Origin of the sequence: Flagellimonas meridianipacifica, assembly GCF_003001695.1 — a bacterium.
GTDB classification, from domain to species: Bacteria; Bacteroidota; Bacteroidia; order Flavobacteriales; family Flavobacteriaceae; genus Flagellimonas; species Flagellimonas meridianipacifica.
Genome location: NZ_PVYX01000001.1, coordinates 1,449,746 through 1,463,330 on the forward strand (window position 1 = coordinate 1,449,746; position 13,585 = coordinate 1,463,330).

11 protein-coding genes and 1 tRNA gene are annotated in these 13,585 nt (G+C 39.6%); 9 read left to right on the top strand and 3 right to left on the bottom strand.

Annotated features, from left to right (window positions below):
- Window positions 1-55: 55 nt before the first annotated feature.
- Both CLV81_RS06620 and CLV81_RS06625 read left to right on the top strand, forming a co-directional pair.
- A complete protein-coding gene (locus CLV81_RS06620) occupies window positions 56-3,817 on the top strand; it encodes a reprolysin-like metallopeptidase (RefSeq protein WP_106144242.1) in 3,762 nt (1,253 codons plus the stop codon).
- Window positions 3,814-4,503, top strand: a complete 690-nt coding sequence (locus tag CLV81_RS06625) for a hypothetical protein (RefSeq protein WP_106144243.1) — start codon at window positions 3,814-3,816, stop codon at window positions 4,501-4,503. The genes CLV81_RS06620 and CLV81_RS06625 overlap by 4 nt, the downstream gene beginning before the upstream one ends.
- Window positions 4,504-4,505: 2 nt before the next feature.
- Here CLV81_RS06625 and pth read toward each other — a convergent pair whose 3' ends face one another.
- The 3 genes from pth to CLV81_RS06640 form a co-directional block, all read right to left on the bottom strand.
- Window positions 4,506-5,135, bottom strand: coding sequence for an aminoacyl-tRNA hydrolase (pth, locus tag CLV81_RS06630; RefSeq protein ID WP_106144244.1), 630 nt, complete (start codon window positions 5,133-5,135; stop codon window positions 4,506-4,508).
- 79 nt (window positions 5,136-5,214) lie between these two features.
- Window positions 5,215-5,865, bottom strand: a complete 651-nt coding sequence (locus CLV81_RS06635; protein WP_106144245.1) for a 50S ribosomal protein L25/general stress protein Ctc — start codon at window positions 5,863-5,865, stop codon at window positions 5,215-5,217.
- A gap of 17 nt (window positions 5,866-5,882) precedes the next feature.
- Window positions 5,883-6,824, bottom strand: coding sequence for a ribose-phosphate pyrophosphokinase (locus CLV81_RS06640; protein ID WP_106144246.1), 942 nt, complete (start codon window positions 6,822-6,824; stop codon window positions 5,883-5,885).
- Window positions 6,825-7,047: 223 nt separating this feature from the next.
- Here CLV81_RS06640 and CLV81_RS06645 point away from each other — a divergent pair.
- The 7 genes from CLV81_RS06645 (at window position 7,048) to CLV81_RS06680 (ending at window position 13,498) form a co-directional block, all read left to right on the top strand.
- Window positions 7,048-7,129: transfer RNA gene (locus CLV81_RS06645), tRNA-Leu, on the top strand.
- A gap of 326 nt (window positions 7,130-7,455) precedes the next feature.
- On the top strand, window positions 7,456-8,628 hold the full coding sequence (locus tag CLV81_RS06650) for a hypothetical protein (protein WP_106144247.1): 1,173 nt from the start codon (window positions 7,456-7,458) through the stop codon (window positions 8,626-8,628).
- Between the two features lie 764 nt (window positions 8,629-9,392).
- Complete coding sequence (locus tag CLV81_RS06660) at window positions 9,393-9,737, top strand: single-stranded DNA-binding protein (protein ID WP_106144249.1); 345 nt, start codon at window positions 9,393-9,395, stop codon at window positions 9,735-9,737.
- Between the two features lie 73 nt (window positions 9,738-9,810).
- Window positions 9,811-10,191: a DUF6876 family protein gene (locus CLV81_RS06665; protein ID WP_106144250.1), complete on the top strand. Its 381-nt coding sequence runs from the start codon at window positions 9,811-9,813 to the stop codon at window positions 10,189-10,191.
- Window positions 10,192-10,635: 444 nt separating this feature from the next.
- A complete protein-coding gene (locus CLV81_RS06670) occupies window positions 10,636-11,016 on the top strand; it encodes a BfmA/BtgA family mobilization protein (RefSeq protein WP_211297987.1) in 381 nt (126 codons plus the stop codon).
- Window positions 11,017-11,027: 11 nt separating this feature from the next.
- Complete coding sequence (gene mobB / locus CLV81_RS06675; protein ID WP_106144252.1) at window positions 11,028-12,059, top strand: MobB family relaxase; 1,032 nt, start codon at window positions 11,028-11,030, stop codon at window positions 12,057-12,059.
- Window positions 12,056-13,498 carry a type IV secretory system conjugative DNA transfer family protein gene (locus tag CLV81_RS06680; RefSeq protein WP_106144253.1) on the top strand — a complete coding sequence of 481 codons (1,443 nt, stop codon included), beginning with the start codon at window positions 12,056-12,058 and terminating at the stop codon, window positions 13,496-13,498. The genes mobB and CLV81_RS06680 overlap by 4 nt, the downstream gene beginning before the upstream one ends.
- The last annotated feature ends 87 nt before the right edge of the window (window positions 13,499-13,585 follow it).

Here is a 13,585-nt window from a genome sequence, read left to right on the forward strand (position 1 = left end):
AAAAACGAAAAAATAAAAAGCCTTATTTTTGGACCGATTTACACCCCACTTATGCATGAGAGCTAAATTACATCTTGTTTGTTCAATTACCATATTTTTTAGCTTCTTTTACACTTCTGCTCAACAACAGTATTGGAGTCAATCGTCAGGTTCCGGAATGAAGAGTATTTCCTTGGGGAATATAAAATCAGAGAATACTGTTTTTACTTTAAATACTTTAGATTTTGAAAAGGACTTGAATGCTCTTAGTGCTTCAAAATCCACAACTAATCTTGTATATCTTCCGAAGGCTAGTGGAGACATAATCCCATTCAAGCTGCAAGAGAAATCAGTCTTACATCCAGAGTTGGCAAAAAAGTTTCCAAATATCAAGTCGTATGTGGGGCAAAGTGTAGATGGAAAATATCGGGTTAGACTGAGCAGTTCACATAAAGGCTTGCAAAGTATGATAGTTCAGTTGGATGGACTAGAAGCGACTTTTATGGAGCCTGTACTAGGACAAAAAGGGACCTACGTAGTCTATGACAAACACAATTCCGCAAAGACCGCATTCGTTTGTGGAACTGAAAAGATAAAACAACAAGTTCAAAAGACTTTGAATCCCCTTGTTGATGACCAGGTTTTGCGAACCTTCAGAATCGCGGTTTCTACTACCGGTGAATATACAGATTATCATGGAGGAACTGTGGCGGATGCACTCGCGGCCATTAATGCGACACTGACCAGGGTGAATGAAGTATTTGAAACAGATTTAGGGGCAACTTTAGAGTTGATTGCCAACAATGATCTGGTCATTTTCACAAATGCGGCAACCGACCCATACAATGGAAACTTAAATGCTCAGACGCAAAGTACTTTGACGTCGACTATTGGTGAGGCAAACTATGATGTTGGACATCTTTTTGCAAGGGCGCAACAGGGCCAGGATAATGGTAATGCAGGATTCATAGGGTCCGTTTGTCAAGATAATCGAAAGGGGAGCGCTTTCGCCTCCGGATTTATCCCGGAAGGTGATGTTTTTGATTTGGATTTCGTAGCGCATGAATTGGGACATCAATTTGGAGCGAACCACACTTGGTCCTTTGAATCCGAGGGTACTGGTGTTCAGGCAGAGCCGGCAAGTGGTACAACCATTATGGGATATGCTGGAATCGTTCCTGGGAATAATGTGGAGCCCAATGGGGACGATTACTTCCATTACAACAGTATAGTTCAAATTCGCGATTACCTAGAAACGGTTAGTTGTGGAGTTTCATCTGGATTATCCAATAATCCACCTTCGGTAACTCCTATAGGAGATTTTATTATCCCCAAAGGAACCGCCTTTGTGTTAGAAGGCATCGCAACAGACCCAGACCCTGGAGATGTGCTTACGTATACTTGGGAACAAATAGATGATGGTGTGGTTACTACTGGCTCATTTGGACCAGAGAATCCGGTGGGTGCCAATTTTAGGTCTTTGCCACCTTCCACTAATCCCGCTCGTTATTTTCCTAGATTGTCGCGAGTTGCACAGGGTAATCTAACCCAAACCAATCCCCCCCAAAGTGGTGCCTGGGAAACAGTATCAAATATTCAAAGGGATTTAAGCTTTGCGCTCACTGTTAGAGATAATGCATTGGGTGGAGGACAGGTGATTTCAGATATTTTAGATGTTAAGGTAATCAACTCCGCAGGCCCATTTGAGGTTACTTCGCAGGGGGCCAATGTTACTTACGATGCTGGAACGATTCAAACGGTAACTTGGGATGTGGCAGATACCGATGTTTCTCCTGTTAATGCCCAGACGGTTGATATTTTTCTAAGCATTGACGGTGGACTTTCATTTCCTATCACTTTGCTCGAAAATACGGTTAACGATGGTAGTGAAGAAGTATTGCTTCCAGGAGATGTAACCAGTACTGCCCGAGTTATGGTAAAGGCAAGTGACAACGTATTTTTTGCCATGAATTCCTCAAATTTCACGATTCAAGCCTCTGAAGTTGTGTTGGATTTTGAAAGTTTGTCCTATGAAGTGTGTGAGCCGAACGACTTGGTCATTCCATTTAATTATCAAACTTTTAACGGTTTTAATGAAACCTCCACTTTTTCGGCAGATGTTCCTGTAGGTATGTCGGCTGTTTTTTCCCCAATACAAAGTAATACCAATAACACGCCAGTTGATTTGACACTGTCAGGGACCAACGCGGTTGCTCCAGGAGAATATGTAATAACTGTAAGATCTGAATCCGCCTCTCAAACTACTGAGGTGGATTTGACAGTGAATGTCCAAAATACGACCTTTTCAAATGTGACTTTGATTTCACCATCGGATACAGCGACAGACGTTTCTCTTCAAACCGAATTCAATTGGCAAATTGAACCAAATAGCGGCAGTTATGATATTGAAATCGCAACAGATGCCGGTTTTACAAACATTGTTGAAGCTGACAATACTGTTTTGAATAACTACAAAACGAATTCTTTGCTTCCTGACACTAACTACTTTTGGCGAATCCGCCCACAGAATGATTGCGGTCAAGGAAGTTTTAGTTCACCGTTTTCTTTCAATACCATAAACGTAAACTGTCAAAATAAAGAGACCAGTGACACACCAATTTCCATTTCTTCTGCTGGTGTTTCAACACAAACCGCGACAGTTCAGTTTATTGATGACCTTCCGGTTGCGGATATCAATGTGAACCTGATCCTTAATCATACTTTTGTTGGAGATTTGGTGATAAACCTTATTTCTCCATTGGGAACCAAAGTGGCGCTGTTGGCCAATACGTGTGGCGATTTAAACAACATCAATGCTACTTTTGATGATGATGGTGCGGAAATAGTCTGCTCAGGAAACCCAGTAATATCAGGAACCGTAAAGCCAGTTGGGGATTTATCTGCCTTCAGGGGTGAACCAACCTTTGGGGAATGGACGCTGGAAGTTAGGGATACAGCTCCCGGAGATGGAGGTTCAATACAATCATTTTCTTTGGAAATCTGTGCGGAGGGTGAATTTAGACCGGATGATGATGGGGATGGTGTTTTTGATGATGGAGATGATCTTTGTTTGGGGACACCTGAGGGAGTAGAGGTTGACGTAACAGGATGTCCTGTGAACCGATTGCCAACTGATAACTTTTTGGTAGAAATCAATAGTGAAAGCTGTAGAAACAACAATGATGGGACAGTGGAGATAACACCAGTAAATGCCTCCTTGCTGTACACTGCTGTTTTGGATAATGGAAGCTCTACATTGAATTCCGATTTTTCTTCCTCCGGATTATTTGAAAACTTAAGTGCTGGAACCTACAGATTGTGTATTTCCGCAACTGATGGTTCAATTACTTATCAAGAAACTTGCTTTGACGTGGTATTGACGGAACCAGAGCCGTTATCAGTTGTCGCATCTGCAGAAGGCGGTACTGCTTCATTGATTTTGGACGGTGGGACTTTATATAATGTAGAGCTGAATGGAATAGTTACCCAAACCGAAGACTCCCAAATCGAACTAAATTTGAAAAATGGATTGAATACCTTAAGGGTATCCACTGCTTTGCCTTGTCAAGGAACTTTTGTCAAAACCTTTATTGTTGGTTCGGTTGGGATTTTATATCCCAATCCTGTAGGTGAAGAGACTAAACTTTTTGTCAATGAACTGAGAGGAGATGTCAATCTAAAAGTGTATTCCGTTACTGGGAGGTTGGTAATGGAAGACAACAGAACAATGAACGCCAGTGAACTGATAATGGACTTTTCTTCGTTATCAACAGGAACCTATTATTTGCGAATTGAGGGAGAAGGATTTAATGATGTATTTAAAATGATTAAACAATGAGGTACTTCATACTTATAAGTTTCTTATTGGGGCTAACAATGATTTCATGTGGTGGAAGCGATGACCCACCAAGAGTCCCAGGTACGGTACAACTAATATTCCCGGAGGAAAACTCTGAGTGCACAACAGGTGTAAGTGTAAATGAAGAACTGAGTCAGGTTACTTTTGAGTGGCAGGCTTCTGAAAATACTGAAAGTTATACGCTTAGGGCAGTAAATCTGAATACGAACGCGCCACAAACAATTACTACGGCTTCTACCTCAGCAAGCATTTCCATAAATAAGGGGACTCCATACTCTTGGTCGGTAAGCTCTTCAAATTCTCAATCCAGCGAGACTGCTATCAGTGAGACATGGCTTTTCTACAATTCGGGATCACAGACTACGTATGCTCCATTTCCTGCACAACTGGAGAGCCCGGCTTCTGGGTCAACAATTTTACCCAGTTCATCCAATGAAGTGGTTTTGGATTGGTTGGGTGCCGATGTGGAAAATGATATAGAAGAATATCAGGTATTTTTTTCAAACCAAAATCCACCAACAACTGAGCTGGGAACATTTGATGCTTTCACCTCCTCAGTTTCCGCTTCGGTCTCTGCCAATACGGTTTATTTTTGGAGGGTAATAACCCGCGATGCTGAGGGGAATACTTCAGATTCTGGAGTGTTCGAATTCAAAACCCTCTAGGTTTAGGTTCCATTAAATTGGTTCATAGTGTTTTTTGCACCTGCGAAGACAAAGGATCTAACAAGCTCAGAGGCCTTGTCCAACCGTTCAGGTAAAGACGCCCGTTCTTCTTCGTTCCATTTTCCCAAAACATATTCTATTTGTCTGCCTTTCCCAAAATTAGCGCTTATCCCAAATCGGAATCGGGGATATTGAGTGGTTTGAAGTAGGTCTTGGATATTCTTTAAACCGTTATGTCCACCATCGCTGCCCTTTATTTTTAGTCGTAGTGTACCGAAAGGGAGGTTAATGTCATCTGTCACAATCAAGACATTCTCCAAGGGTATTTTCTCCTTTTCCATCCAATACTTCACCGCTTTTCCGCTTAGATTCATGTAGGTGGATGGTTTTAGGCACAACACACTTTTTCCCTTGTGTTTGAAGGTTCCCACGGCACCCAGTTTGTCAGTTTCAAAAGAAAACCCTTCTTGTTCAGCAAGATGCTCTAGAATCATGAAGCCAATATTATGGCGTGTCTCTTCATAATCCGGTCCAATATTTCCCAAGCCAACTATCAAAAATTTTTTCATTGCGTCCTCTTCTTCAAGTAAACGTGTAGATGAACTCAGCCATGTTTTTAAACTTTTCCACATCTTGTTTTGAAATGCCCAAAAATAAAAAGCATCCCACTAAAATCTATTAGGGGATGCTATCTTACAAAAATAAAATTATCTATTCCGCAGCAGCAGCCTCTGGTGCAGCTTCTCCACCTTCAGCACCTTCGGCACCTTCAGTAGATTCTTCTCCTTCTTCCTCTTCTTCCTCATCTGCAACCGAAGTTCTAGAAGCTTTCACTTGAACAACAGCTGTGCTGTCAGGGTGCATGATAGTGTAATCATCACTTAAAAGCGTTTCAACCGAGATGGTTCCACCAATTCTAAGCTTGGAGATGTCCACAGTAATAAAATCCGGAAGCAACTCTGGCAACGCCTTGATGGAAAGCTTACGTTTTCTGAAAAGCAAACGCCCACCGTTACGTACCCCTGGGGAATTTCCTTCCAAACGTACAGGGATGTTCATGGTAACCGGTTTGTCCTTGAACAATTGATAAAAATCAATGTGAAGGATTTTGTCAGTCACTGGGTGGAACTGAATATCTTGCAAAACCGCTTCCAACTTGGTGCCATCTTCCAGCTCAATTACAGCTGTGTGGGCGTTAGGGGTGTACACTAAGTTTTTGAACGCTAGTTCATCAGCTGAAAAGTGTAATGGATTTTCCCCTCCGTACAGCACGCAAGGGACCTTTCCAGCATTACGTAAGGCTTTGGTAGATACCTTGCCCACGCTTTCTCTTTGGGATCCTTTGATTGTAATTGACTTCATTATATTGAATTAAAAATTTACATTAAAAATTTTGATGAAATTGAGGTGTTATGATGTACTCGGTGCATTACATCGGCAAACAAATCAGAACAGCTCAATACTTTTAATTTATCGTGTGATTTTTCAACAGGAATCGAGTCCGTTATTATTAGCTCCTTTAACTGCGAGCTTTCAATTTTTTCGAAAGCATCGCCAGACAATAATCCATGTGTGGTAATGGCCCTTACACTTATTGCGCCTCTTTCCATCATTAGGTCGGCCGCCTTGGTCAAAGTGCCCGCGGTATCCACTAAATCGTCTACTAGAACCACATTTTTCCCTTTTACCTCACCAATAAGTTCCATATGGGATATCACATTGGCTTTAGCTCGCTGTTTGTAACAAATCACTACATCACTTTCCAATGCCCTTGAATAGGCATATGCTCTTTTGGAACCACCCATGTCAGGTGAAGCGATACAGAGATTGTCCAAATTCAATTCCTTGAGATAAGGTAAAAAGAGGGTAGAGGCGAACAAATGATCTACAGGTTTTTCAAAGAACCCTTGAATCTGGTCCGCATGAAGGTCCATGGTGATGATTCTAGTAGCACCAGCGGTTTCCAACATTTTGGCCACTAATTTGGCAGCAATAGGCACCCGTGGTTTGTCTTTTCGGTCTTGTCGAGCCCAACCAAAATAGGGCATTACCGCCGTAATATGTCTAGCTGAAGCTCTTTTGGCCGCATCCAGCATCAACAGCATTTCCATAAGATTCTGTGGTCCCGGATTGGTAGAACCAATAATGAAAATTCTGGCACCTCGAATGGATTCCTCAAAAGAAGGTTGAAACTCCCCGTCGCTATATCGGGAAAAACGTATCTTGCCCAATTCAGCGCCGTAGGACTTCGCTATTTTTTCTGCCAAAACCGTACTTTGAGTACAGGCAAAAATCTTGGGTTCTGGAACTTGATACGGCATTATAAACTATTGTTGTCTAGTTTTTTAAACTTTCTTTTTTTCAAAAGAGGTGCAAATTTAAAAATTTATTCGGCTTGCTAAAGGATAAATGTGAAATTTTAGTTTTGCAAATACGAAGTATTTTTTAGCTTTGCAGTCCCAATTTTATGGGGAGTCTATTTTTTAGGCCTTGGTGGCGGAATTGGTAGACGCGCTGGATTCAAAATCCAGATTTTAAATAGAGGCCTCGGTGGCGGAATTGGTAGACGCGCCGGATTCAAAATCCGGTTCTTTCGGGAGTGTGGGTTCGATTCCCACCCGAGGTACAGAAAAAGCTTAGATGAAAATCTAGGCTTTTTTTATGCTCAGGTAAAACATAGGTACAACAAATTGTGATTTCTCGCATGAATATATAATCTGATGTAAATTAATAGCATATGATGATATTCTTCATTGATATTAACCTATGAAAACAGACTTACTCATCGGGATTAGCTTGTATTTATCAATTTTCATAGAAAAAGAGTGCTTTGGAATTAAATGAAACCTGTGCACAGTTTTTTTGTGTTAGCTGTTGATAATGAAGCATATAATAACCAAATATTTGACTTAAAAAATGTACATTGCTCAATAGTCAGGCTCAAAAAGAAAAATGAATTTTAAAGACGAATTTCAAAAATATGACATTGATGAAGAGAATAATCTTCGATATAAAAGAGATTTAGAGGAAAGATTGTCTAAGAAATCTAGGATTGCTTTTTATGAGAGACCAAAGTCCTTGATGAAAGGCAATCTATTATTTGCCTCTGCTCTTTTCGCGACAAGTTTATTTCTCATTCATTTTGTTGCGTCCTTCTTCGAAAATGAAAATGTTACCGCCAATACTATAATCGAAGATTTCTCCTTTTTTATCTCGATTTTATGTGGAGTGGGCTTTTATTTAATAAACCTTGCAGCTGATAAATTGAGAAGTTTTATCGTCAATTTAGTCGATTTGACGAGGGATGTTAACAGAGAAAAAGCTGAATCCTTCTTTAAAATTTACATAACGGATTTTTTAAGCAAAAAACGACAACTACTATTTGGATTAATTTTTGGAGCTCTTAATGTTATTGTTGCTCTGATTTTAGGAGTTTGTTACCAAGAGATGAAGTATTACTATGTGTTTACAACTCTCATGATTCAAATATTTATTATTGGGTTTATTGGAGGAATATCTGTAAATCAGACTATAGTTGTTTTAAAGTTGATTGATAAAATTTCTGTAAAAGACGACATTAATTTAAAACATTTTTACCCTGATAAATGTGCTGGTACTTTGATAATAGGAGACATACTATTTCGCTTTTCAATATACTTTATTACTATAGGTATATTCATTTTCATTTTCATGCATAATTTTGAGTGGACTAATCTTAAAAATGGATTTGCTTATAAGTACTATGTTAAAGGATTGGCTATTTTTTGGGAGATTTTCCCTTTTTTGTTAGCTGCTGCAATTTTCTTTCTCCCGGCCAAAAAAATAAATTCAATTTTGGATGAATATAAAGTTTTTGAACAGCTGAAGATTCGTAAAAGACTGAAACATTTATCTGATTTAATGCTAGATTTAAAACCTGAAAATCCTGATTCTAAGCAAAAACTGAAAGTGCTAAATCATCATTTTAAAAGACTAGAAAAAATTGATAGTTCTCTAGAAGAATTGAATACATGGCCTTATGATTTCAAATATAGAGCAACATTTCTAAGTGTTTTTATTCCTGTGTGTGTTGCCGTAATACTGGAGATTACCAAACAAATAATATCTAACTTTTTACAATTTTGATATTTTCGCATAGCTCTCAATACTCATATTTAGACTCTTGTCGTCGATTATTAATGAGTTCAAGCAATATTTACTTCGCTTTTGTTAGTTAACCCGTTCAGCACATTCCCCTATATTCCGTTGCTCTTCATTCTGGGAAAAGAGCTTCACTCAAATATTCTTGGACACAATCCCCAATTTTAGCTTTCCATTCTGCTAACCCTTCCCGCTGGGGGCTGGGAAGGAACTCTTCATTCCCTAGCTAAAATTGGGGATTAAGTCCGCTTTTTCAGCGGAAAGACATCGCCATGGTTTTCTTAACGGTATTTATGGCAAGGACTTCCTTAGTCCTTGCTCGGAAATCCCTAAAAACCAAACCGCTGTCTTACACATTTTAAGGGGTTTATAATGGCTGAAGCCTTTGCTGTTTTTCGGGTCATCGAAAAACAGGACGTACATAACCAATTCTACATTAAACCCAACTGCTCAAATCGCTTAACTGTCGGTACGCTCTGATCGCAACCGGCTTTAAAAGAATTGCTAATGCCCTTATGGAACTTGTCAAGACCTTGACGAGTTTTCGTGAAAAATAAGGTATCTACTTCCTTGAATCCGCCTTTGGCGTGATTACTACGTCTCAGACACACCTGATTTTTCCCAAAAAGTCTTGACAAAACCCACTTCACCCATTGGTGCCTTGCACGGAAGAAATCAAACAAACACCCCTTAAAATTTAATGTTGATTGAATGGAAAAGGGATAATAGTAATCTTTAAATCTTTAGTTATGAGTACGATTAAAAATCACGTGCAATTGATTGGAAACGTTGGTCAAGAGCCAACCATTACGAACCTAGAAAGCGGGAAGAAAGTCGCCCGATTTTCTGTAGCCACAAATGAGAACTACAAAGACAGCAAAGGCGAGAAACAAACGGACACTAACTGGCATACTATTGTTGCTTGGGGCAAGTCTGCTGAAATCGTCGAACAGTATGTAGCGAAAGGAAAGGAAGTGGGTATTGCAGGAAAGCTAAAAACAAGAACCTACACCATTGACGATGGCAACCAACGCTATGTTACCGAGGTGGTCGCAGGTGAGATCCTATTGATGGGTTCAAAGGATAACAAGTAATCAAAAGAAAGAGGGCGTGCCTGTTTAAAAGACGCGCCCTCTTTTCATTATCCAAACTTAAAATTATTGAACAATGAAAACTCAAGTTAATGAAATAAATGAGAATTTACAGCACTTCACGGGAACAGAAGTGTTTTACCAAATACCACTATTGAGAACAAGATTCACCGATGGTTTGAAATACCTGTCCGAAGTTGCCGAATGCTTTTGGCTTATTACGGATGCTTCGGTAATAGCGAAAAGTCTAATGAACCGGAGCAAGTTTATCACTATTGATTATCAAAGGTTGTCAGAGGACAAACAAGACTATACAGGTTATGAAGCTGAAATCATTTACAGCGATGGCAACGACAATGTTTTGGAAACATACCGTTACAACGCGACCGATTTTCCATTAGATGAACTACGATTGTTTTTTGTAAATAATACATTAATGTTGCCGAGTGAATATTGAGAGTTTATTGACTTGGACAATACACCCTTGACTATTCGGGGGTGTTTTTGTTTTGATAGACCATTCGAACCAAGAAAAAAACGTATCTTTATTTTGCTGAATTACAGCAATAAAATTTATATAGCTATCCCAATTTTTGACTTTCGCTGGTAGCTATATCCATCTATATTTTAGGCTTTGGGATTGTTGAAATTCCCAAAAAATGCAATCAGCTTTTTAGCTGGATTGTATGGAATTTTTGTCCCGCTCGCGGGACGAAATGGAATAGCAAGAGGGTAACACGCTGCGCGGTGTTAGGTATTCCATTTCTGTTGTAAATCATTGATTTTTAGTTTGGTGAAAATCAATCGGATTTTGAAATTTTCCGCGATTTACGTCAAATACACTCAGAATGCCTGAAAATAGGGATGGATTTACGTCAAATCTTCAAAAAAGCGAAAGAAAATGGACTCATTCATTACCATCCGGTTCAAACGGAAAACCGCAAAGCGTTTTCAGGAATTTTCCAAGATGCACTTCAAAACGCACACCGATGCGATGGAAGCAATTCTCGATTTTTTCTTCTATAACGAGATTTCACCAAAGGAAAATTTAGGACCAACGGGGCGCACCATCGAAGCCAGATTACTGAAGCGCATCAATGCGGTAATTGCCATTATGCGCGATGTGGAAAAGACCCAAACCAAACCCACGGTCGCAATGTTGCAATCGCTGTTTGAACTAGAAGAACCCAAAAAGAAACCCTTGATTCTTGAAAAGAAATTTACACAAGAAAGTAAAGAAGTCCGCTTTCGCGAAAAGCGAAACACCACCGATGAACTTTAAAAATTGTCACTATGTACTTCAATATTACCGCACAAAAATTAGGAACGAATTATAGTCAAAGTTCGGTGGATTTTGTAGACTATCTCGAAAAGGAAAATAAGGGTTTGGAAAAGGAAGAGATGGAACATTTCTTTAACCAATATGGGGATGAGATTTCAGCCAACGAAGTGGTCAAAGAGATTGATGGAAATACGGCAAAACTCAAAAAGAAAGAACCAAAATTCTATTCCATTACAGTCAGTCCATCCAAATATGAATTGCGAAAACTTCAGAACATCAGCGAAGATTTAAAGCTATACACTCGTGAGCTGATGAAGGATTATGCCGCATCATTTAATCGGGAAATAAACGGACGACCAGTTGCAGTAGATGACATAAAATACTTCGCCAAAATTGAACACCAACGCACCTTTAAGGGCACGGATTTTCAGGTGCGAGAAAACCAACCTTTTGCTACCAAGATACTTGAACTAAAACAGGAAATCCGGCAAATTCAGCGAGGCGCATCCAAAGGAAGCATCGATAGGTTAAAGCTCAAAATTGCCAAACTGGAACGTGAAGCGCCGCACCAGCAAAACAGTAAGCGCATTGTCCAGGGAATGAAAAAGGAAGGCAACCAAAGCCATATCCATGTTATCGTCAGTCGAAAGGATGCATCTAATTCCTTTAGTCTTTCCCCAGGAAGTAAGCACAAGGCATCTGAAGTTGAAATGCACGGTAAAAAAGTAAAGCGTGGGTTTGACCGAGACCAATTTTTTGAAAGGGCCGAAAAGACGTTTGATAAGACTTTCGGCTACAAACGCAACTATGCTGAGACCTATAAAGCGAAGAAAGATTTTGTGAAGAATCCTAAACTCTACTTTGCTGCTTTAATGAAATTACCAGCCAATGAAAAAGCCTTTGCTTTTAAAATGATGGGCAAATCTGGTGTGCCATTGGTGCCTAATATCCCAACAAGTAAAGCGCAACTGGCACTCAAAGCTATTAAACAGTTGCGAAAAGGCGTTGAAGTCGCAGTGAAATCAAGCTCTATAGGAATATGAGTTGGTCATTGGTAGAAATAGTAATCTATATTGTAGTGCCTGTGCTGTCATTAGTCATATTGTTCTATGCTCTTTACAATAGCGAACCCACAGGTAAAACGGATAAAAAGTATCAGGTAAAGTTTCCCACGAAATCGGGAAACTTAAAAATTGATAACATAAAGCGTGGCGCATCCGTCATAGGATCTGCAGGAAGTGGGAAGACCGAAAGTGTGGTATATGGATTTCTAAAGCACTTTAGTAAAAACGGTTTTTGCGGTATCATACATGACTACAAAGATTTTGAATTGACTGAAATGGCATATCCGCTTTTTAAGGATAGCAACATCCCTATGAAGGTCATCTCTTTTGACAAGATTATCCACAGGGTCAATCCCATTGCACCAAAGTACTTAGAGAATGAAGAAAGTGTCAACGAAGTTTCAAGGGTACTTATTGAAAACCTTTTGGAACAACGAGAATCGGGAACTACCGGAACAACTAAATTCTTCAACGATGCTGCAGAAGGGCTAATCGGAGGACTAATTTGGAAACTGAAATCCGATTATCCGCAGTTCTGCACACTACCACATTTGATCGCGATATACCAAATGCTCGATACTGATAGCCTGATTCAGTTTTTGGAAACCAATACGACATCAAGGGCACTAGCAGATGCATTCATAAGTGGCAAAGATTCTGAACGGCAGACTGCGGGTGTTAAAAGCACCTTGGCGAATGCGTTGAAACGCATCAGCACCCAACGGATTTTTATGGTATTGTCCGCAGATGAAGTACCATTAAATATCAACAGCGAAGAAAATCCAGCAGTCATTTCGGTGGTGAACAATCCCAAATTTGAAACCTCATATTCACCAGTTATTGCCACTATAATACATACGATTATCAAGCAAATGAGTGTGCGCAACTCCAAACCTTCTTTTTTGTTGATGGAAGAAGCACCTACCATAAGATTATTGAATATGCACCGCATTCCCGCAACGCTGAGGAGCTATGACATTGCCACCATCTATGTAATGCAAGATAAAATCCAAAATGATATGATGTATGGTGACAAAGCAAGCAAGGCGATTTTGAGTAACCTATCCTATCAGTTTTTTGGTAAAGTCAACGATCCAGAAACCGCTAAATATTATGAACGCTTTTTTGAAATTATCAAGAACCCTACTAAAAGTGTGAGCAAAGCTGCAAACATTTTTAAAACCGATACCCGAATTACTAAAGGTGAAAGGGAAGTTTCTAAGAGACGTGCTGATATTTTCTTTAGATTAAAGCAGGGTGAGTTCGTCACTTTTGCGGATGGGAGAGATAAAAGAGTACAGTTCATCCTACCTAAAATCAAAAAATTACTTCTTGAGAAAAAAGAAGAGTTTTCAAATGTTGAGATTAAGAAGAACTTTGACAATGTATATCAAGAAGTAAAGTCCATTTTTCAATAAACATACCTCTGATTCTTTGATTATGACCAGCACCTAAACAAGGGAGGAGGTCAATTTTGGGGAAGGCCGCGGGCTCTTTATTCTATC

Bases quoted from the DNA above. Each gene is read 5' to 3' on its own strand.
- CLV81_RS06620 (WP_106144242.1), top strand. From the start codon at position 56: ATGAGAGCTAAATTACATCTTGTTTGTTCAATTACCATATTTTTTAGC.
- CLV81_RS06625 (WP_106144243.1), top strand. From the start codon at position 3,814: ATGAGGTACTTCATACTTATAAGTTTCTTATTGGGGCTAACAATGATT.
- pth (WP_106144244.1), bottom strand. From the start codon at position 5,135: ATGTGGAAAAGTTTAAAAACATGGCTGAGTTCATCTACACGTTTACTT.
- CLV81_RS06635 (WP_106144245.1), bottom strand. From the start codon at position 5,865: ATGAAGTCAATTACAATCAAAGGATCCCAAAGAGAAAGCGTGGGCAAG.
- CLV81_RS06640 (WP_106144246.1), bottom strand. From the start codon at position 6,824: ATGCCGTATCAAGTTCCAGAACCCAAGATTTTTGCCTGTACTCAAAGT.
- CLV81_RS06650 (WP_106144247.1), top strand. From the start codon at position 7,456: ATGAATTTTAAAGACGAATTTCAAAAATATGACATTGATGAAGAGAAT.
- CLV81_RS06660 (WP_106144249.1), top strand. From the start codon at position 9,393: ATGAGTACGATTAAAAATCACGTGCAATTGATTGGAAACGTTGGTCAA.
- CLV81_RS06665 (WP_106144250.1), top strand. From the start codon at position 9,811: ATGAAAACTCAAGTTAATGAAATAAATGAGAATTTACAGCACTTCACG.
- CLV81_RS06670 (WP_211297987.1), top strand. From the start codon at position 10,636: ATGGACTCATTCATTACCATCCGGTTCAAACGGAAAACCGCAAAGCGT.
- mobB (WP_106144252.1), top strand. From the start codon at position 11,028: ATGTACTTCAATATTACCGCACAAAAATTAGGAACGAATTATAGTCAA.
- CLV81_RS06680 (WP_106144253.1), top strand. From the start codon at position 12,056: ATGAGTTGGTCATTGGTAGAAATAGTAATCTATATTGTAGTGCCTGTG.